At 67.4% G+C, this 19,605-nt stretch carries 19 protein-coding genes; 9 read left to right on the top strand and 10 right to left on the bottom strand.

The genetic code is table 11. The features are described 5' to 3' along the window. The first annotated feature begins 180 nt into the window (after positions 1-180). The 6 genes from AC4PWQ_RS01975 to AC4PWQ_RS02000 all read left to right on the top strand — a co-directional run bounded on the left by AC4PWQ_RS01975 (position 181) and on the right by AC4PWQ_RS02000 (position 4,218). Positions 181-489 carry a glycohydrolase toxin TNT-related protein gene (locus tag AC4PWQ_RS01975; RefSeq protein ID WP_371174299.1) on the top strand — a complete coding sequence of 103 codons (309 nt, stop codon included), beginning with the start codon at positions 181-183 and terminating at the stop codon, positions 487-489. A gap of 32 nt (positions 490-521) precedes the next feature. After that, a complete protein-coding gene (locus tag AC4PWQ_RS01980; RefSeq protein ID WP_492089636.1) occupies positions 522-1,019 on the top strand; it encodes an Imm61 family immunity protein in 498 nt (165 codons plus the stop codon). Positions 1,020-1,309: 290 nt separating this feature from the next. Further along, positions 1,310-1,609: a WXG100 family type VII secretion target gene (locus tag AC4PWQ_RS01985; RefSeq protein WP_371151903.1), complete on the top strand. Its 300-nt coding sequence runs from the start codon at positions 1,310-1,312 to the stop codon at positions 1,607-1,609. Positions 1,610-1,691: 82 nt separating this feature from the next. Next, positions 1,692-2,066 carry a hypothetical protein gene (locus AC4PWQ_RS01990; RefSeq protein ID WP_492089626.1) on the top strand — a complete coding sequence of 125 codons (375 nt, stop codon included), beginning with the start codon at positions 1,692-1,694 and terminating at the stop codon, positions 2,064-2,066. Between the two features lie 23 nt (positions 2,067-2,089). Next, the gene (locus AC4PWQ_RS01995) at positions 2,090-3,688 is read left to right on the top strand and encodes a glycohydrolase toxin TNT-related protein (protein ID WP_492089627.1); all 1,599 of its coding nucleotides are present in this window, start codon (positions 2,090-2,092) and stop codon (positions 3,686-3,688) included. Next, positions 3,682-4,218, top strand: a complete 537-nt coding sequence (locus AC4PWQ_RS02000) for an Imm61 family immunity protein (RefSeq protein WP_371177002.1) — start codon at positions 3,682-3,684, stop codon at positions 4,216-4,218. The genes AC4PWQ_RS01995 and AC4PWQ_RS02000 overlap by 7 nt, the downstream gene beginning before the upstream one ends. Before the next feature lie 55 nt (positions 4,219-4,273). Here the strand turns inward: AC4PWQ_RS02000 and dapB are convergent, their stop codons facing one another. From dapB to AC4PWQ_RS02015, 3 genes are all read right to left on the bottom strand, one after another. Next, complete coding sequence (gene dapB, locus AC4PWQ_RS02005; RefSeq protein WP_492089628.1) at positions 4,274-5,020, bottom strand: 4-hydroxy-tetrahydrodipicolinate reductase; 747 nt, start codon at positions 5,018-5,020, stop codon at positions 4,274-4,276. 127 nt (positions 5,021-5,147) lie between these two features. Next, positions 5,148-6,578: a M16 family metallopeptidase gene (locus AC4PWQ_RS02010; protein WP_492089629.1), complete on the bottom strand. Its 1,431-nt coding sequence runs from the start codon at positions 6,576-6,578 to the stop codon at positions 5,148-5,150. A 258-nt stretch (positions 6,579-6,836) separates the two neighbouring features. After that, entirely contained in the window at positions 6,837-9,167 is a 2,331-nt protein-coding gene (locus AC4PWQ_RS02015; RefSeq protein ID WP_492089630.1) for a polyribonucleotide nucleotidyltransferase, read from the bottom strand. Positions 9,168-9,529: 362 nt separating this feature from the next. Between AC4PWQ_RS02015 and AC4PWQ_RS02020 the strand changes: the two genes are divergently transcribed. Next, the gene (locus tag AC4PWQ_RS02020; protein ID WP_492089631.1) at positions 9,530-10,516 is read left to right on the top strand and encodes an aldo/keto reductase; all 987 of its coding nucleotides are present in this window, start codon (positions 9,530-9,532) and stop codon (positions 10,514-10,516) included. A 258-nt stretch (positions 10,517-10,774) separates the two neighbouring features. Here the strand turns inward: AC4PWQ_RS02020 and AC4PWQ_RS02025 are convergent, their stop codons facing one another. Both AC4PWQ_RS02025 and rpsO read right to left on the bottom strand, forming a co-directional pair. Next, positions 10,775-11,959 carry an MFS transporter gene (locus AC4PWQ_RS02025; protein WP_371174306.1) on the bottom strand — a complete coding sequence of 395 codons (1,185 nt, stop codon included), beginning with the start codon at positions 11,957-11,959 and terminating at the stop codon, positions 10,775-10,777. A 64-nt stretch (positions 11,960-12,023) separates the two neighbouring features. Then, positions 12,024-12,293, bottom strand: coding sequence for a 30S ribosomal protein S15 (gene rpsO / locus AC4PWQ_RS02030; protein WP_371151891.1), 270 nt, complete (start codon positions 12,291-12,293; stop codon positions 12,024-12,026). 309 nt (positions 12,294-12,602) lie between these two features. Between rpsO and AC4PWQ_RS02035 the strand changes: the two genes are divergently transcribed. After that, on the top strand, positions 12,603-13,070 hold the full coding sequence (locus AC4PWQ_RS02035) for a GNAT family N-acetyltransferase (protein ID WP_492089632.1): 468 nt from the start codon (positions 12,603-12,605) through the stop codon (positions 13,068-13,070). A gap of 61 nt (positions 13,071-13,131) precedes the next feature. Here AC4PWQ_RS02035 and AC4PWQ_RS02040 read toward each other — a convergent pair whose 3' ends face one another. The 4 genes from AC4PWQ_RS02040 to rbfA all read right to left on the bottom strand — a co-directional run bounded on the left by AC4PWQ_RS02040 (position 13,132) and on the right by rbfA (position 16,144). After that, positions 13,132-14,130 carry a bifunctional riboflavin kinase/FAD synthetase gene (locus tag AC4PWQ_RS02040; protein WP_492089633.1) on the bottom strand — a complete coding sequence of 333 codons (999 nt, stop codon included), beginning with the start codon at positions 14,128-14,130 and terminating at the stop codon, positions 13,132-13,134. Positions 14,131-14,146: 16 nt separating this feature from the next. Next, the gene (locus AC4PWQ_RS02045) at positions 14,147-14,371 is read right to left on the bottom strand and encodes a hypothetical protein (RefSeq protein WP_371151888.1); all 225 of its coding nucleotides are present in this window, start codon (positions 14,369-14,371) and stop codon (positions 14,147-14,149) included. An 18-nt stretch (positions 14,372-14,389) separates the two neighbouring features. Beyond that, entirely contained in the window at positions 14,390-15,472 is a 1,083-nt protein-coding gene (truB, locus tag AC4PWQ_RS02050; protein WP_492089637.1) for a tRNA pseudouridine(55) synthase TruB, read from the bottom strand. A gap of 96 nt (positions 15,473-15,568) precedes the next feature. Further along, positions 15,569-16,144 carry a 30S ribosome-binding factor RbfA gene (gene rbfA / locus AC4PWQ_RS02055; protein WP_492089634.1) on the bottom strand — a complete coding sequence of 192 codons (576 nt, stop codon included), beginning with the start codon at positions 16,142-16,144 and terminating at the stop codon, positions 15,569-15,571. Between the two features lie 86 nt (positions 16,145-16,230). Here rbfA and rarD point away from each other — a divergent pair, with 86 nt between their 5' ends. Next, positions 16,231-17,157: an EamA family transporter RarD gene (gene rarD / locus AC4PWQ_RS02060; protein ID WP_371151885.1), complete on the top strand. Its 927-nt coding sequence runs from the start codon at positions 16,231-16,233 to the stop codon at positions 17,155-17,157. Between the two features lie 371 nt (positions 17,158-17,528). On the opposite strand, the gene infB is transcribed toward rarD, so the two are convergent. Next, positions 17,529-19,511: a translation initiation factor IF-2 gene (gene infB, locus AC4PWQ_RS02065; protein ID WP_492089635.1), complete on the bottom strand. Its 1,983-nt coding sequence runs from the start codon at positions 19,509-19,511 to the stop codon at positions 17,529-17,531. Positions 19,512-19,605 lie beyond the last annotated feature (94 nt).

The following is a 19,605-nucleotide window of genomic DNA, read 5'->3' on the forward strand; positions in this document are numbered from 1 at the left end:
TCCACTAAGCCCTCAATTGGTTCACTAACCTCTCGAAAGGTCGCATAAGTGCTCAACTGGTTGCGCACGCACCCATGATTCCCGGGTCAACGTCCAGAAGACTGGGTAGCCGTCCACGCCCCCACCGGCAAAGAGATCTACGGCCCAGCCGCTGTCGAAGGAACCGAACGAACATTGTCCATGTCTGAATATGTGGAGGAATTTGGCCACGTCATCGACAGGATTGGTGGAGAGTACGGCGATTGGTTTTCCCCAGTCAAGGACGGTAAGGTCTACAGCTTCGAAGCTCGCGCACTTCGCGAAGCAAGCAAAGACCTACCCTACAACCAGCTCACATTCCCTCAGGAACTGCCAGACTTGCAAGTACACGTCTCTCAGGCGGCACCCAACCTTGGCCACCCCGGCGGCGCAATTCAATTGAACTTCGCCGACTCCACCGGAATACTTTCAATGAAGCAACTGAGAAGACTGGGGGTATCAAATTGGTAGATTTCTCGTTTTCAAAACAGTTCACAGATTTAGTGACGTCTGAGCGCCTAAAAGGGCAAATCAGGGAAGGCGATGACGAATACATAGTCTGGACTCCGAGCAGCGTGACTCACGTGGTCAAATGGCAGGATGAAGGATATTGCCATGGAACCTACGAGCGCACGCCACCTCCATCTTTTAGACTGTGCGCAAAAGATTTGACGCTAATTGAGCGGAATCTAGTCGCCGCGCTATGCGATGAGTTCAGATCAGCCGCACAGCTTCCCCTATTTGACGCCTACCACATGGCGCGGAGCGTCAAGGCAGGGTTCGAACCAGTTAGGTTGGATGACCTCCATTACACTCTCCGCGACACCGCTACAGATTACCTGTATCCAATGCGTATAACGGAAGGGTCGAATGAGCCATTAGAGCCTACCTATTTGTCTCATATCGTCACCGTTCCCATCGAGGACCTTTTTGCGGCCTACATGGACCCGAATGGCGCTCCCCTGTTCTCAGAGTTCATCGAGAAGCGCCCACCCCGGTGAGAGACAGCCAAGCCCACGCATCACGTCCCTGCTGTGGCGCGCCGGGGCAGAGCAATCAGATCTCGATGAGGCTCTCCAGGCCGCCGGTCGGTCGGGTGGTCGCCGGTTTGGATCGTTTGGTCCTGCAGGTGTTGGCCCCCGTTTGACTAGCGCCGGGTGGTGGGGTGGTCGGTGCCTCGCGGTGTGTCCACCGTGGTGTGCCGAACTGGTTGTGGGTTGGGGATGGTGTGGTTAGGGTTCTTATCGCCAGTGAGCGTGGGTGCTCTAGTAGAGAGAGAAGGTTGGTTGTTATGGCTAACGCCTATGGTTACACGCCCGAAGAGATGCGTCGTATTGGTAGCCAGTTGGTCTCCATCAAGGCAGAGATCGACGGCAAGGTCCAAGAAGCCCTGGCCGCCGTCAACGGCCTGATCGGTTCTGGTTTCACCACCCAGGCCGCTTCTGGCGCCTACTCCGAACAATTCCAGCAGCTCTCTACCGGGTTGAAGCAGGTCAACGAGAGCATGGAGCCCCTGGGTAACTTCCTGACCCAGTACGCCAACGCGGTTGTGGACATGGACACCCAGATGAGTGCTTCCCTGCGCGGCTAATTCACTGTTTGGCTCTGCCAGCCTCGGGGGCACGCGCGTTATTCGTGTCCCCGGGGCTGGCCTAGTTCAAAGCGAAGGGAGGGTGGTTTTGCAGTCCATCAGGGTTGATGTTGGCGCGCTAGGCACGATTGGGGCCTCGGCTAAGACGATCGCTTTGGAGTTTGAGGGCGCCAACACGAACTCCAACACCATTGCTGGCGCGGTGGGGCATGGGGGTTTGAGTCAGACCGTGCGCGGTTTTGCCCATGACTGGGACGACAAACGCCAAAAGTTCATCGACGCCTTCAAAGCCTTCTCCGAGGCCTCGCTGGCCGTGGCCGATGCCTGGATCAAGTTCGACCAAGACGGCGCCGACACCCTCAACGGCCAAGGCTCTACCGGAGGCGGTAGCGCTGGCGCCGCTGGTGGCGCCACTGGTGGCGGGACTAGCACCCACCCAACAACCTCGATCGCCTAAAGTCCTGAAGGGATTAGTTGTCTATGAGTGCGCGGCCTTCTGACTGGAGCGCCCTAGGATTAGGGGCTGATCCCACCCCGGGGGATGCGGTGGTGGTGCGTGATGGCGCCACCCGGTATCGGGGTGTGGCTGATGCGATCAAGCGTTGCGCCGACAGCCTGCGCACCCTGGAGGCCGGGGCCAGTTCCCGGGCCGAGAGTGTCACGGCGCTGCTTGAGCAGCGCGACACCCTGATCGATGGGATCGGCAAGGCCGAGGGGCGTTACCGCGCGGCCGGGGACGCGCTAGAGACGTACTCGGCGGCGTTGGACCGGGTGCAAACCGACACGCTAAATGCTCTCTATGCGGCTAGGCAGGCTAAGTGGGAGCGCGATGAGGCCCGCGACAACCAGCGCTACTACCAGGACCTGGCCGACGACTACGCGGGTATCGACGATGACAGCGGCTATGGGCATGACCAGCAGGTGCGTTACACGCGGTTAGCGAGATCTGCCAGGCAGGACGCAGATGCCGCGCAAGACCGGATTGATAATCAGGTCCGGGTGGTTGAAAACGCTGTCCGGGAGCGTGACTTAGCCGCGCAGACCGCTATTGATGCCATCCAGGGTGTTACCGCCACCGATGGGCTCAATGACGGCTGGTGGGAGGACTATGGCGCTAAGGTCCTGGGCTGGATCGCCACCATCGCCGAATGGGTCGCCGCCATCGCCGGCATCCTAGCCCTGGCCCTGTGCTGGGTACCTGTACTAGGCCAAGCACTAGCAGTCATCGCCGGCATCGCTGGACTCGTCGCCGCACTAGCCAACATCGGCCTAGCCATCGGCGGGGAAAAGACCTGGGGCGAAGCCCTCCTCTCCATCGCCTACGCCGGCCTAGGCTGCATCGGCCTAGGCGGCCTACGCGGGGCAGTTTCGTCTTTGAAGGCACTGAAGGGTTTTGGTGGGGCACTCAAAGCTGCTGGTGGGATGAAGGGCGCGTTCTTGACCTTTGGGCGTGGGGCTGTCAAGGCGGTAAACACGGGCGCGAGCAAGATCTATGCTGCCGGCAAGACAGCATGGACAGCAACGTCAAAAGCGTTGAACAATGCCGCCGGACGAGTACGCACTGCTGTGAACACAAGGCATCTCTATGTCAGGGGCAAGACCCTCCGCCCTGGAGCCACCGGACGTGACCTATTAAGAACGCGTGCCCCATTTGGGAAACATGAGGGCAGACGAATCAAGAGCGCAGAAGAATGGGCCAGCATACACGCCCCCAACGGCGAAACTATCTACGGCCCAGCCGCTGTCGAAGGAACCGAACGAACATTGTCCATGTCTGATTACGTGGAGGAATTTGGCCACGTCATCGACAGGATTGGCAAGAAAACAGGTAAATGGTTCTCTCCAGTCAAGGACGGTAAGGTCTACAGCTTCGAAGCTCGCGCAGTTGAAGAAGCATGCAAGGACCTACCCTACAACCAGCTCGCATTCCCTCAGGAACTGCCAGACTTGCAAGTACGCATCTCCCAGGCGGCACCCAACCTTGGCCACCCCGGCGGCGCAATACAGCTGCAATTAATTCAGAACGGCAAAGAAGTTTCCATGGCAGATCTAATCGATCTAGGGGTATCAAAATGGTAGAATTTGCATTCTCTAACACTTTCATAAGCCTAGTAACTTCCAGCCAGATCAAGGGCCGGATCGTAGAGCATGATGACCGCTACGAAATTGTGACCCCAGTTAGCGCAACCCATGTTGTCAAACTAGAGGACGGGGAATATTGCCTAGGGAGTTATGAGCGCGCCGACCCACCCTCCTTCACGCTCTACACCACCGACTTGGCACTCGCCGAACGGTATGTAGTATCCGCACTTTGCGACGACCACAGGGAAGATCTTCACTTCCCATCACTAGACTTCTACACCATGGCCCGGAAAATTAAGCCCGGCTTTGAAGCGTTCATGATAAAGGAGCACTACTCAACGCTCCGCGATACACACACCGGTAACTCGTACCCAATCCGCATATACGAGTTTTCGGACAGACCGTTAAAAGCGACCAGACTATCCCATAGCCTCACCGTTCCCATCGAGGAGCTTTTCGCGGCCTACATGGACCCGAATGGCGCTCCCCTGTTCTCAGAATTTATCGAGAAGCGCCCACCCCGGTGAGAGACAGCCAAGCCCACGCATCACGTCCCTGCTGTGGCGCGCCGGGGCAGAGCAATCAGATCTCGATGAGGCTCTCCAGGCCGACGGTCAGACCGCCGCGCCCGGACACGTTGCGCACGGCCAGCAACACGCCGGGCATGTAGCACTCGCGGTCAAAGGTGTCGGTGCGGATGGTGAGCATCTCCCCCGGGTTGCCGAACAGGACCTCCTCGTGGGCCATGAGGCCACGCAGACGCACCGCGTGCACCGGGATGCCGTCCACGCGCGCTCCGCGCGCGCCGTCCGGGTCGGTCTCGGTGGCGTCGGGCACCGCGCCCAGGCCGGCCTGGGCGCGGGCCGTGGCAATCGCGCGCGCGGTAGCCGCAGCGGTGCCGCTCGGGGCGTCCACCTTGGCGGGGTGGTGCAGCTCGATCACCTCTGCGGACTCGAAGAAGCGCGCCGCCTTCGCGGCGAATTGCATGGCCAGCACCGCAGAGAGCGCGAAGTTCGGGGCAATCAGCACCGAGCGCTCGGGCAGGCGCTCCAGGTGCTCGGCCACGCGGGCACGGGAGGCGTCATCCCAGCCGGTGGTGCCCACCACCACGTCGGCTCCAGCATCCAGGACGGCGTGCACGTTAGCCTCCGCGACCGACGGCACGGTGAAGTCCACGACCACCTGCGCGCCGCCCAGCGACTCCTTAGAGATCTGGTCTGCGGCGTCCAGGCGGGCCACCAGCTCCATGTCGGGCGCGCCCTCCACGGCGCGGCAAACAGTAGAACCCATGCGCCCAGCGGCGCCCAACACAGCAACGGCGATAGTCATAGCCGCCAGCCTAGCGAAGGTGAGGCCAGGGCAGCCCAGAGCGTCCCGGCAAATGGGCGCCCGGCCACCCAAAAGCCCGCACCGGCTAATGCTAACCGCGCGCTCCACACCCAAAAGCAGCAGACTCCTAGGCTCGCGCCACCAGCTCCTCCAGGCTTGCTGAGGCACCCACGGGCCCCACCAGGGCGAAGACGCGCGGGGCGGCCCACAGACGGCTGGCCACCGCGGCAACGTCGGCGGCCGTCACCGCCTCCAGGCGCTCCACCATTCGCTCGACCGGGGTGAGGTGTCCATAAACGATCTCGGCGTGCCCAAGCCGGAACATGCGTGCACCGGTGTCCTCCAGGCCCAGCACCAGGGAGCCGCGCAGCTGCCCGCGAGCGCGCGCCATCTCCTCCGCAGTGGGACCCTCGCTGGCCATGGCGTACCACTGCTCGAGCAGGACGGAGGTAACGTCGTGCACCCGGCCCGGCGCGCAGCCCGCATACAGGCCGAAGTGGCCGGAGTCGGAGTAGCGCGAATCGTAGGAGTAGGTGGAGTAGGCCCAGCCGCGCTTCTCCCGCACCTCCTGGAACAGGCGCGAGCTCATGCCGCCGCCCAGCACCGAGAGGAACACGGACATGGGCCAGCGCTGAGTCGTGCCCGCCGCGAACGAGCGCGCCCCCAACACCAGGTGCGCCTGCTCGACGGGCCGGCGCACGCTGCGCACCTGGCTGCTCTCCAGGGCCGGGGCCTGACCGCCCGCGCGGCGGCCGCGCGGCGCTTCCTCTCCCGCCAGCCAACCGCCGCGCTCCAGGGCGCGCGCCACCAGCTCCACCAGCTGGGCGTGGTTGACCGCGCCCGCCGCCACGACCACCAGCTCCGGGGCGTGGTAGACGCGGTCGTAGTGCTCGCGCACCGACTCCCACGCGATCGCCTTCACCGTCTGCGCCGTGCCTCCCACCGGGCGGGCCAGCTCGCCGCCGTGCTGCGCGGCCGCGCAGAACTCCTCGTGGACCACGTCGGTGGGGTCGTCGGCGGCCATCGCCAGCTCGTCCAGGATCACCTCGCGCTCGCGCGCAAACTCCTGGCGGTCCAGCAGGGAGGAGGTCACCATGTCCCCCAGCACCTCCACCGCCAGCGGCAGGTCCACGCCCAGCACGCGCGCGTGGTAGGCCGTGTACTCCTTGCCCGTGGCCGCGTTCAGGTCGCCGCCCACCGCGTCCAGGGTGGCGGCGATCTGCTCTGCGCTGCGCGTGGGCGTGCCCTTGAACAGCAGGTGCTCCAGGAAGTGGGTGGCACCGTGTTCGCCGTCGCGCTCGTCGCGCGAGCCCGCCGCCACCCACATGCCGATTGTCACCGACTGCGCCCCGGGCAGTACCTCGGTGAGCACGCGGGTACCGCCCGGCAGGATGGTGCGCTGCAGCTGCGAGGAGCCGTCCTGGATGGTGAACTCGCTGCCCGCGCCGGTCAGCGGCAGCTCGATCGTGGGCGGGGTGAGCACGCCCCCGCCGGGCTGGACGGAAAGGGAGGGGTCGGACTGGGCGGCCTCGTCGCCGGGCAGAGTGGAAAAACGCACCCCTAGAGTCTATTGGCCCTCCCGCCGGGCGCCTCACCGGAGGCGGCGTTGGTGGCCGACGTCGCACCCGCACCTGTGCGCCCACGCGGCCGGGCAAAGCGGCGGCGCCATAAAACGACAGCGCCGCAAAATTACAGCGCCAGTGGGCGACGTCGGCCACCAGCACCTGCCACCACCGCGCGCCGCAACCACGCAACAAGGAAGCGGGGTGGAACCTTTAAGGCTCCACCCCGCTTACCTACTCACCCGTGCGGGAGCTCAGTCCTCGTTGCGGGTCTTGCGGGTGCGCTGACGCGGACGGCGCTGGCGACGCTCGCCGTCGTCCTCGCCGCGCTCGCCACGCTCGGAGCGACGCTCGGCGCGCTCGGCCTCAGCGGCGGCCTCGGCAGCCAGCTGCTCCTCGGAGAGCACCACGTGCAGGGAGAGCTTGCCGCGCGGGTCGATCTCAGCCAGCTCGACCTCAACCTGGTCACCCACGTTGAGGACCTCCTCCACGGCCTCGACGCGCTTGCCACCCACCAGACGACGGATCTGGGAGATGTGCAGCAGGCCGTCCTTGCCCGGGGCCAGGGAGACGAACGCACCGAAGGTGGTGGTCTTGACCACGGTGCCCACGAAGCGCTCGCCGACCTCCGGCATCATCGGGTTAGCGATGGCGTTGATCGCGGCGCGGGCGGCCTCGGCGGAAGCGCCGTCGGTGGCACCGATGTAGACGGTGCCGTCGTCCTCGATGGTGACCTCGGCGCCGGTGTCCTCCTGGATCTGGTTGATCATCTTGCCCTTCGGGCCGATGACCTCACCGATCTTGTCCACCGGGACCTGCAGGGCGATCACGCGCGGAGCGGTCGGGGCCATCTCCTCGGGGGCGTCGATCACGGAGGTCATGGCGTCCAGGATGGACAGGCGGGCGTCGCGGGCCTGCTCCAGGGCGGCGGCCAGCACGGAGGCCGGGATGCCGGTCAGCTTGGTGTCCAGCTGGATGGCGGTGACGAAGTCGCGGGTACCGGCCACCTTGAAGTCCATGTCACCGAAGGCGTCCTCGGCACCCAGGATGTCGGTGAGCGCGGAGTAGCGGGTCTCGCCGTCGATCTCCTCGCTCATCAGACCCATGGCGATACCGGCGACGGGGGCGCGCAGCGGCACACCGGCGGCCAGCAGGGACAGGGTGGAGGCGCAAACGGAGCCCATGGAGGTGGAGCCGTTGGAGCCCAGGGCCTCGCTCACCTGGCGGATAGCGTAGGGGAACTCCTCGCGGGTGGGCAGCACGGGCACCAGGGCGCGCTCGGCCAGCGCACCGTGGCCGATCTCGCGGCGCTTCGGGGAGCCCACGCGGCCGGTCTCACCGGTGGAGTAGGGCGGGAAGTTGTAGTTGTGCATGTAGCGCTTGCGGGTAACCGGGGTGAGGTTGTCCAGCTGCTGCTCCATGCGCAGCATGTTCAGGGTGGTCACGCCCAGGATCTGGGTCTCGCCACGCTCGAACAGGGCGGAGCCGTGCACGCGGGGCAGCACGTCCACCTCGATGTTGAGGGCGCGGATCGTGGTCAGGTTGCGACCGTCCATGCGCACGCCCTCGGTGAGGACCTTGCGGCGCACCGCAGCCTTGGTGAAGGAGCGGAAGGCGGCCTTGTAGTCCTTGGTCTCCTGCTCGTCCAGCTCACCGAAGGAGGCCAGCACCTCGTCGCGCACGGCGTCGATGGCGTCCTCGCGGGCCTGCTTCTCCACGATGGAGATGGCGGGGGCCAGCTTGTCGCCGGTGGCCTCCTTGACGCGCTCGTACTGCTCGTCGGTGTAGTCCAGGAACAGCGGGAACTCGGCGACCGGCTTGGCGGCAACCTTGGCCAGCTCCACCTGGGCCTCGCACAGGACCTTGATGAAGGGCTTGGCGGCCTCGAGACCCTCAGCCACGACGGTCTCGGTGGGGGCGGGGGCACCGGCCTGCATGAGCTCCCAGGCGTTGTCGGTGGCCTCGGCCTCCACCATCATGATGGCGACGTCCTGGCCCTGCGCGGTCTCAACCACGCGGCCGGCCACGACCATGGAGAACACGGCGCGCTCGAGCTCGCTGAAGCGCGGGAAGGCAACCCACTGGCCGTCGATCAGGGCCACGCGGGTGCCGCCGACCGGGCCGGAGAACGGCAGGCCGGAGAGCTGGGTGGACATGGAGGCGGCGTTGATGGCCACCACGTCGTAGGCGTCGTCGGGGTGCACGGAGAGCACGGTCTCGACAACCTGGACCTCGTTGCGCAGGCCCTTGACGAAGGAGGGGCGCAGCGGGCGGTCGATCAGGCGGGCGGCCAGGATGGCCTCGGTGCCGGGGCGGCCCTCGCGGCGGAAGAAGGAGCCGGGGATCTTACCGGCGGCGTACTGACGCTCTTCCACATCGACGGTGAGGGGGAAGAAGTCGAACTGGTCCTTGGGGTGCTTGCCCACGGTGGTGGCGGACAGCAGGGTGGTTTCCTCGTCGAGCAGGACGACGGCGCTGCCGGCGGCCTGGCGGGCCAGCTGGCCGGTCTCGAAGCGGATTACGCGGGTGCCGAATGCGCCGTTGTCAATTACGGCCTCGGCGTACGGGAAGTCAGAACCCTCCACGGGTCCCCTTTCTCTTCAGGCAGGAAGCATCCTCCTGGGCCGTTTGGCCTCTTGACCACCCCAAGTGGTCGCTCCCTGTGGGCTTTTGCCCTTTTCTTGACTCTGTATCCCCTCAATCATCCCGTAGTTTCGAGGCGTTTTCAGCATCTGCCGCACGTGTTGCCCGTCACCCCCCGGCCTGCTTTTGGTGGGGCCTTACCAACATCTTTGCTGAGCGAAGTCTGTGGCCGGCCCGGCGCGTCCGACGCTCCACCCACCGCCCCTTACCCGCACCCCGGGCCAACGCCCCCAATCCACCGCCCTTCTCACTGCGGCATGCCTTAGCCACAGCAAGTGAATATGCAGCCTTTTAGGCTAGGGACATGGAACAACGGCGTATGGAACGGCTCGGCATCGACACCACTGTGATCGGTCTGGGCTGCTGGCAGCTGGGCGCGGACTGGGGCGAGGTGAGCGAGGAGCACGCGATGGCGACGCTCCACGCGGCTGCGGACGCGGGAGTGAGTTTCTTCGACACGGCCGATGTCTACGGAGACGGGCGCAGCGAGCAACTCATCGGCCGCTTCCTGCGCGAGCGCTCCGACGCCGCTATCACCGTGGCCACGAAGATGGGCCGGCGCGCCAACCCGCACGTGGCGGATGCCTACAACGGGGCTAACTTCCGCGCATGGAATGACCGTTCCCGCACCAATCTTGGTGTGGACTGCCTGGATCTGGTTCAGCTGCACTGCCCGCCCACGCCCGTGTTCAGCACTGATGCCGTGTTCGACGAGCTCGACGCGATGGTCGATGAGGGGCGCATGAAGGCCTACGGGGTATCGGTGGAGACCGTAGAGGAGGCCCTCACGGCTATTGCCCGCCCGAACGTGGCGAGCGTCCAGATCATCCTGAACGTGTTTCGACGCAAGCCACTAGAGCGAGTGCTTCCCGCTGCTGCGGCGGCCGGGGTGGGCATCATCGCCCGGGTCCCGCTCGCGTCGGGGCTGCTGTCCGGAAAATACGACGAGTCCACTCAATTTGCCGCTTCGGACCACCGCTCCTATAACCGCCACGGTGAGGCCTTCGATAGAGGCGAGACTTTCTCTGGTGTTCCCTTCGAGGTGGGCGTGGCTGCGGCGCGGGAGGTGGCAGCGTTGACGCCGCCGGGCGCGACGACCGCGCAGTTCGCGCTGCGGTGGATCGTTGACCAGCCGGGCGTGAGCGTGGTGATTCCCGGCGCACGCAACCCGGAGCAGGCGCGGGCCAATGCGCAGGCGGGGCAGTTGGCGCCGCTGACGACGCCGCAGTTGGACGCGCTGGAGCGAATTTACGACGAGCGCATCCGCGAACACGTCCACGCCAACTGGTAGCGACCCGCCCTCTGCCTGGCGTTTTGGTGGCGCCGCCGCGTTTTTCGTGGCCGACGCTCCGCCCGCCGCCCTGCCTCGCCCAGCCCAACCCGCCGAGCCTCGCCCGCCCCGCCGAGCCTCGCCCAACCCGCCGAAACTTGTCCAAACCCCACGAAACTTGTCCAAACCCCACGAGATTTGTCCATAGAGGCCCCGCTAAGGACAAGTTTCGGCGCCCAATGACAAGTTTCGGCGCCAGAGCACTCCGCCCCGAGTGGGCTAACGCGGCGCCGGCCTGCCTGCGAAGATTCCCGCCGCGATCTGGGCCAGGGCCAGTGCGCCCATCACTGCAAGGGAGGCCGACCATGTCCCGGTGCGCTCCACTAGGGCGCCCACCAGGACGGGCCCGGCGGCGGCGAAGAGGTAGCCCATCGACTGGGCCATGCCGGACAGGCGGGTGGTCTCTTCCTGGGTGCGCCCGCGCAGGCTGATCAGGGAGAGGGCCACGACCAGGGCGGCGCCGGAGCCGGCGCCGGCCACCACCACCCAGAGGATCGACAGGGCCGGTTGGAGCAGGAGCCCGAACACGCCCACGGCCATGGGAATGGATGAGACCACCGTGGCGGTGACGTGGCTGGTGCCGGGCTTGAGTAGGCGTGGGATCAGCAGGGCGGCGGGCAGGCTGGCCAGTTGGAAGATGAACAGGCTGAGCCCGCCCCAGCGGGCGGAGGCCCCCTGGGCCACGATGATGGTGGGCAGCCAGGTGGCCATGACGTAGAAGGCGATCGACTGCAGCCCCAGGAAGGCGGTGAGCTGCCAGGCCTCGCGGCTGCGCCACACGCTGCCGGCCCCGGCGCTGCGCCGAGCGGGAGCGGGCCGCCCGGCGGCGCGAGTGCGGGGCAGCCACACCACGGCGGTCAGCAGGGCGGGGAGCGCCCACACTGCCAGGGAGGCGCGCCAGCCCAGGGCGTCGGCTAGCGGGACGGCCACGGCCGCAGAGATCGCGGCGGAGATGATGATGCAGGCAGAGTAGACCCCGGTGGCCAGGGAGATGTGGCGGGAGTAGTCCCGCTTTACGAGGGTGGGGACCAGGACGTTGCCGGCCGCGATGGCGGCCCCGAGCAGCAGGGTGCCCAGCCACAGTCCGCCACCGCCCGCGTAGGAGCGCAGCCCGCTGCCGACCACCAGGAGCAGCAGCGCCGCCAGCAGGGTGCGTTCCATCCCGAATCGCCTGGCGGGGGCCGCGATGAGTGGGGAGAACGCGGCGAAGGCGAGCAGGGGCATGGCCCCTAGCAGCCCCAGCCAGCTCTCCGAGAGCTGCGTTGCCACCCCGATCTCTCCGAGCAGGGGCCCCACGGAGGTGAGGACGGGGCGCAGGTTCATCGCTACCAGGAACACCAGGGCGGCGGTCACGGGCGGGAGGGCTAGGGGCTGGTCCAGGTTTGGGCGGGGCTGACGAGTCATAGGCGTTCCAGCCTAAAGCAAAGGAGCCCCGCCAAGGCGGGGCTCCTCACTGCTTGGGATTGCGTTATCGACGCAGGCCCAGGCGCTCGATCAGGGAGCGGTAGCGGTTGATGTCCACCGAGGCCAGGTAGCCCAGGATGCGACGACGCTGACCGACCAGCAGCATGAGGCCGCGGCGGGAGTGGTGGTCGTGCTTGTGGGTCTTGAAGTGCTCGGTCAGGTCCTTGATGCGGCGAGAGAGCAGAGCAACCTGCACCTCGGGGGAACCGGTGTCACCGGGGTGGGTGGCGTACTCTTCGATGATCTGCTTCTTGACCTCAGGAGCCAGGGCCATGGTTGCCTCTTTCTTCTCGTTGCGCGGAGCGCCAGGTCTGTTTTCCTGGGCATCACGTTTCCGCGGCCGGCGTTAACGGCCCGACAAGACTAGCAGAGCCGCTTGGCCCGCTCCGCTCGTCGCGGGCGTGACACCCCCCACCTCCGGTCGTGCAACCTGTTTGCCCGCCCGCCCCGCCCTGCCGGGCAGGACCGCCGACCCGTCAGAGCCGCCGCCCGCCCCGCCCCGCCGGGCAGGACCCCGACCCGGGCTAGGTTCTCTTTCGCCCCGTTCGCTGGCGTTCTGGCCTTTCGGGCACATAATTGCGCCATGGCTGTTGAGATCCGTACCGCCACCCCGGCGGACGTGGACGCGGTTCGTTTTGTCGGCTTTTCCACCTGGCCGGCCACCTACGGCCCGATCTGTGGCCCCTCGTTCGTGCTGGCGGGCTTGGATGAGTGGTGGAGTCCCCAGGCGTTGGCCTACTCGCTGGGGCACGGGCTGATCTTGGTGGCCCAGCAGGAGGACGCCGTGGTCGGGGTAGCGGAGTACGGGGTCACCGACGCCGGCGTGGTGTTGTGGAAGCTCTACGTGCTGCCCTCCCACCACGGCCGGGGTGTTGGCAGCGCCCTATTGGCCAGGGTGGCCGACGTCGCAGCGCAGCGCTCCTGCGCCCTGATTACCGAGTGCCACGCCAGCAACGGCGCGGCGGTGGCCTTCTACACGGCGCGTGGTTTTCGCCAAACCGGCCTCAACGACAACGTCTTCGGTAAGACCGTCAGCTGGCAGCTTCCCTAGCCCCTCCTGCCTCGGGCAACGGCGCCGCCTGGCGTGGGCGCGCTGCGGCCGGGGTGGGAAGCTAGCGCGCCGCCGGGCGCGCGGTCACTGCGGCCGGGTCGATCGGGCCGGGGCGCGGCACGCCAAGGATGGCGGCGGCGCGGGCGACGTCGTCGTGCATCTGGTCAATCAGCGGCTCGATCGCGGTGAAGGTGAGCATGGGACGGATGCGTTCGACCATCTCCACCGCCACTTCCTCGCCGTACAGGTTCAGGTCGGCGCGCCCGAGCACGTGGGCCTCGACGGTGCGGTTGACGTCCTCGAAGGTGGGGTTGGTGCCCACGGAGATTGCGGCGGGCAGGCGCTCGGGGGCGCCGTCGCGCAGGACGCTGGGGCGCACCAGCCAGCCGGCGTAGACGCCGTCCTGGGGCACCTCGCCCACGTGGGCGGCCAGCAGGTTGGCGGTGGGAAAGCCCAGGTCGCGGCCGCGCTGGGCGCCGTCCACCACCACGCCGCGCACGCGGTGCGGCCGGCCCAGCACGCTGGCCACGCCGGCAACGTCGCCCTCGGCGAGCAGCTGGCGCACCCAGGTGGAGCTCCACCGTTTGCCGGCCAGGCCGCACACTTCCTCTTGCACCAGCACCTCGAAGCCCAGCTCCTGCCCCAGCTGGCGCAGGGTGGAGAGGTCGCCGGAGTTGCCGACCCCGAAGCGAACATCCTGCCCCACCAGGACGGCGCGGGCGCCCAGCAGGTCACGCAGCCAGGTGGAGACGAACTCGCGCGGCCCCTGGGCGGCGAATTCCAGGTTGTAGTCCACCACCAGCACGGCGTCCAGGCCACTGGCCTCTAGGGCTTCGAGGCGGTCGGCCAGGGAGGTGATGAGGGGCAGCGGCCCCACGTGCACGTGGTGGGGGTGGGGGAAGAACGTCATCGCCACGGCCTTGCAGCCGCGTGCGCGCGCCTGGGCAACCACGGAGGCCAGCAGCTGCTGGTGGCCCAGGTGGACGCCGTCGAAGTTGCCTACCGTGACCACGCTGTTCAGCCCAGCGGGTACCTGCTGCGGGCCGCGCCAAATCTCCATGCGGGTGAGTTAGTCCTTACTTGGCGGCGCGCAGCCCCAGGTTGGCGCGCCCCTCTGCTTCCAGGCCGATCGGGGCGCGGTCGGCTGCGCGCTTGCGCTTGCCGCCGCCTGCGCACTTGCCACCGCAGCCGCAGCCGGTGTGCTTCTGCGCGGGCGCCGCCTCCGGCTGCGCCTGCTGCGGCGTGGTCACGCCGGAGCTGTCGCGGGGAACGCCGAGGCGGGGGCGGGTGGATTCGGTCATGGAAGCTGGGTCCTTTCGTCAGCCCTCAATGTTAGCGGGGAAAACCACGTAGGGCCGGTCGTGGTTTGCCTGCCGGCGTAGCAGGGCCACCGCGCCGCCCGGGCCGATGGCCGCGCCGGGTGCCGGGCCGACGGCGGCGGGCAGGAACATGCCCTTGCGCAGGGCCGCGGCCTCGGCCTCGTCGACGTGCCGGATGGGGAACTCGGCGGCCACCACCTCGGTGAGGGGGAGCACCGCCAGTCCACTTGGGGCGGGGCCGGCGGCGTCGCGCTCCACCTGGGCGCTGGCCTGCTCCAGGCTGAGGGCGTCTGCCTCGGTGAAGGAGCCCACGCGGGTGCGGCGCAGGCGGGTGAGGTGTCCGGCGCTACCCAGGGCACGCCCCAGGTCCCGCGCCAGTGCCCGAATGTAGGTGCCGGCCGAGCAGACCACGCGCACGTCTAAGTCCACCACCTGCACTTCCACCGGCGCTGGTGTTTCCACCGATGCTTGCACTTCCACCGGTACTGGTGTTTCCACCGGCGCCTGCCCGGCTTCACCCCCGGGGACGACGTTCCTCCCCTCGCCCTGCCCCACCGGCGCCTGCGCGAGGAGGGCCGTGACGCTGAGCGGGCGCGGGGCGGCGGTCAATTCGAAGGCACTCACGGTGACCGGGCGGGCGGCCAGCTCCACCTCTTGCCCGGCGCGCGCCCGGGCGTAGGAGCGCACCCCGTCCACCTTGATCGCGCTGACCGTGGCGGGCACCTGCATGATCTGGCCGGTCAGGGCGGCCAGCTCGGCCTCCAGGCGGGCCGGATCCACCTCGGCGCAGCCGGGGGCGGAGACCACCTCGCCCTCGGCGTCGTCCGTGGTCGTGGCGATGCCCAGGCGGATGGTGGCCACGTACTCCTTGTCGGTGCCCGTGATGTGGGTGAGCAGACGCGTGGCCGCGCCGATTCCCACCACCAGCACGCCGGTGGCCATCGGGTCCAGGGTGCCGGCGTGCCCCACCTTCTTGGTGGCGGCCAGGCGGCGCACCTTGCCCACCACGTCGTGCGAGGTCAGGCCGGCCGGCTTGTCGATCACCACGCACCCGGCCCGGGCGGGCACCGCCCCCCGGGCCACGCTGGGGCCGCGCAGCTGCCCGCGCGCCCTGCCCTCCCGAGGTTGCTGGTTGGCTCCGCCCGGGGAACCCGGCGCGCCCGTCTGCTCCGGGCTCACTTACTTGGCGTCCTCGCCGCTGGCGGCAGCGTCCTCAGCGCCGGCGGCAACGTCGTCCACCGCACCGGCCTCGTCGTCAAACTCGGCCTCGTCGGCCTCCTCGTCCCACTCCTCGTCGCCCCAGTCGGCGTCGTCGTCAAAGTCGTCCTCGACGCGCTCCTTCTTCTCCTTGTAGGGGTTGGCGTCACCGGCGTAGGTGGCGCCCTCGGCCAGGCGGGCCACCTCGGCATCCTTCGCGGCGGCCGCGACCAGCGCGTCCTCCAGGGAGGCGGCGGTCTCCGGCAGGGCGTCGCGCACGAAGGTCAGGGTCGGGGTCAGGCGGATGCCCAGGGCGCGACCCACCTCGGAGCGCAGCATGCCGGTGGCGGACGCCAGCGCCGCGGCCGACGAACCCTCCGCCGGCTCGTCCCCCAGGACGGTGTAGAAGACGGTGGCCTGCTGCAGGTCCCCGGTCACCCTCACCTCGGTGACGGTGACGAAGCCCAGGCGCGGGTCCTTCACCCGCGTGTCCAACAGGCGGGCAACGGTCTCGTGGATGCGGTCGGCCACCTTGCGGGCGCGCGCGTCGTCAGCCATTTCTCTCTCCTCGCTAAAGAATCACTGCCATTAGGGTACGGGCAGGTCGGCGCCGCCGCTCACCCGCCTGGCCCTAGACTTGCGCGGTGCCCACCTCAACGCCCGCGCCGGGACTCGACAGAACCGGCCTTGTCACCATCGTCTCCTGCTACGTGGTGTGGGGGCTCTTTCCCCTCTACTTCCGGCTCCTGAACAGCGCCGGGGCCGGCGAGATCATCGCCTACCGCGCCTCCATGACCCTGCTGACCTGCCTGACGCTCATCGCGCTCTGGCGCGGGGCCGGCCGGCGCCTCCTGGTGGCGCTGCGCTCCCGGCGCACCGTGGGAATGCTCGCCCTGGCCGGCGCGCTGATCGCGGTGAACTGGCTGGTCTACGTCTTCGGGGTCAACACCGGTCGCACCGCCGACGCCGCCATCGGCTACTTCCTCAACCCCCTGGTGACGGTGGCGCTCGGCTACGTGTTCCTGGGCGAGCGCCTACGCCGCCTGCAGCTGGTCTCCCTGGGAGTGGCGGCCGCCGCGGTGGGGCTGCTGGTGTGGGCCTACGGCTCCTTCCCCTGGATCTCCCTGACCCTGGCGTTCTCCTTCGGCTTCTACGGGCTGCTCAAGAAGAAGGTGCGCGCCGACTCCCTGACCGGCCTGACCATCGAGACCGCCGCGATCGTGCCAGCCTGCCTGGCTTACCTGGCGTGGCTGGGCTGGCAGGGGCGGGCCGTGGTCTCCGCTGGCGTGCCGCTGGATTGGGGTGTCTTTGGTCTGCTGGTGCTGACCGGCCCGCTCACCGCCCTGCCGCTGCTCCTGTTCGGGGTGGGCGCCCAGCGCGTCCCACTCACCGTGGTCGGGTTGTCTCAGTACATCGCGCCGACCATGCAGTTCCTGATCGCCCTGCTGGTTTTCCACGAGCCCATGCCGCCCGTGCGCTTCTGGGCGGTCGGACTGGTGTGGGTGGCCGTGTTCATTTTCGTGGCCGACGCCCTCGCCGCCGCCCGCAAGGCCCGCACCCGCGCCGCTTAACCGGTCGACCTAGACCTCGTGCAGCCGACCTAGACCTTGCGTAGCACTCTACGGTCTAGGTCGGCTGCACAAGGTCTAGGCCGTACGAATTTGAAACATTTGCACGACGTTCCGCCCGCCTCCCCCACCCCGACGCCTGGCGCTGGACCACCTGGACAACGCTCAGCAGTCCGCCGGGGCCGGCCACCCCGCCGCCGGCCGGGTGAAGCGGCACGGTGGGGCGGCAGCGTCGTACAAAGAGGCGCCGCGCCCGGCCACCAACCCGGTCGGCAGCGTCGGCCACCACTCCCCCGCAAAAAGACCGGCGGGGCGGAGGAAAACCTCCGCCCCGCCGGGCATCACCACGCGCTCAGGCGCGGCGCAAAGACCGCTCAGTCACGCGGCTTCTCGCGCAGCTCCCAGGTCTCGATGACGTCGCCCTCGGCGATGTCCTTGAAGCCCAGGGTGATACCGCACTCGTAGCCCTCGCGGACCTCGGTGACGTCGTCCTTCTCGCGGCGCAGCGACTCGATGGTGAGGTCGTCTGCCAGCACCACGCCGTCGCGCACCAGGCGAGCCTTGGTGTTGCGGCGAATCGTGCCCGAACGGACGATCGAACCAGCGATGTTGCCGAACTTGCCGGAACGGAACACCTGACGGATCTCCGCAGTACCGAGCTGGACCTCCTCGTAGATGGGCTTGAGCATGCCCTTGAGGGAGGCCTCCACCTCCTCGATGGCCTTGTAGATGATCGAGTAGTACTTGATCTCCACGCCCTCGGCGTCCGCCAGCTCCTGCACGCGCTCCGCAGGGCGCACGTTGAAGCCGATGATGACCGCGTTGTCCACCGTAGCCAGGTTGACGTCGTTCTGCGTGATCGCACCCACACCACGGTGGATGATACGCAGCTGGACCTCCTCGCCCACGTCGATCTTGAGCAGCGAGTCCTCCAGCGCCTCCACGGCACCGGACACGTCGCCCTTGAGGATGAGGTTGAGGGTCTCCACCTTGCCGTCCTTCAGGGCGGCGTCGAAGTCCTCCAGGCTGATGCGCTTGCGACGCTTGGCCAGCAGGGCCGCACGCTCCTTGGCGGCACGCTGGTCGGCGATCTGACGCACCGTGCGGTCGTCGTCCGCCACCAGGAAGTTGTCGCCCGCGCGCGGCACAGAGGTCAAACCGATCACCTGGACCGGGCGGGACGGGCCCGCCTCCGTGACCGTGTTGCCGTGCTCGTCGAACATCGCACGCACGCGGCCGTGAGCCGTACCGGCAGCCAGCGAGTCACCGACCCGCAGCGTGCCGCGCTGCACCAGCGCCGTAATGACCGCACCACGACCCTTGTCCAGGTTCGCCTCAATCGCCACACCACGAGCCTGCTGGTCCGGGTTAGCGGTGAGCTCCAGGGCGCCGTCCGCAGTGAGCAGCACGGCCTCCAGCAGATCCTCGATACCGGTGCGGTGCAGGGCGGAGACGTTGACGAACATCGTGTCGCCACCGTACTCCTCCGCGATCAATCCGTACTCGGTGAGCTGTCCGCGCACCTTGTCCGGGTTCGCGTCCGGCTTGTCGATCTTGTTCACGGCCACCACGATCGGCACGCCAGCGGCCTGCGCATGGTTCAGCGCCTCGATGGTCTGCGGCATGATGCCGTCGTCAGCGGCCACCACCAGGATCGCGATGTCCGTGACCTTCGCACCACGCGCACGCATAGCCGTGAAGGCCTCGTGACCCGGGGTGTCGATGAACGTGATGGTGCGCTTCTCACCCTCCAGCTCGTGGCGGATCTGGTAGGCACCGATGTGCTGCGTGATACCGCCGGCCTCGCCAGCCACCACGTCCGTGGAGCGGATCGCGTCCAGCAGCTTCGTCTTACCGTGGTCAACGTGACCCATGACGGTCACAACCGGCGGACGCGGCAGCTCGTTCTGGCCCTCCTCCGCGTCCAGGTCCAGGCCGAAGGACTCCAGCAGCTCGCGGTCCTCGTCCTCCGGGGAGACAACCTCCACGTCGTAGCCCAGCTCACCGCCCAGCAGCATGAAGGTGTCCTCATCCAGGGACTGCGTGGCCGTGGCCATCTCACCCAGGTGGAACAGCACGGTCACCAGCGACGCCGGGTTCGCGTCGATCTTCTCAGCGAAGTCCGCCAGCGAGGCACCGGAACGGATGCGGATCTTGGTGTTGTTACCGCGAGGAACAACCACGCCACCGATGGTCGGTGCAGTCTGCTCCTCGAACTCCTGACGCTTCGTACGCTTCGACTTCTTGCCGCGCACCGGGCGGCCACCGCCGCGCACCGAACGCACCCGCGACGCCACGGCCATCCGCACCTCGCCGGCACCGCCAGCACCCATGCCACCACCGGTGAAGCGGCGCACGAAAAACGTCTATGGGTCCCAAGAGACTCGTTGTCACGGTAGGCCAGGCTTGCCAATATCGGCTGCACAACCGAACGAAGTACAGGACACAACA

It is taken from the genome of Buchananella sp. 103232 (genome assembly GCF_058725725.1).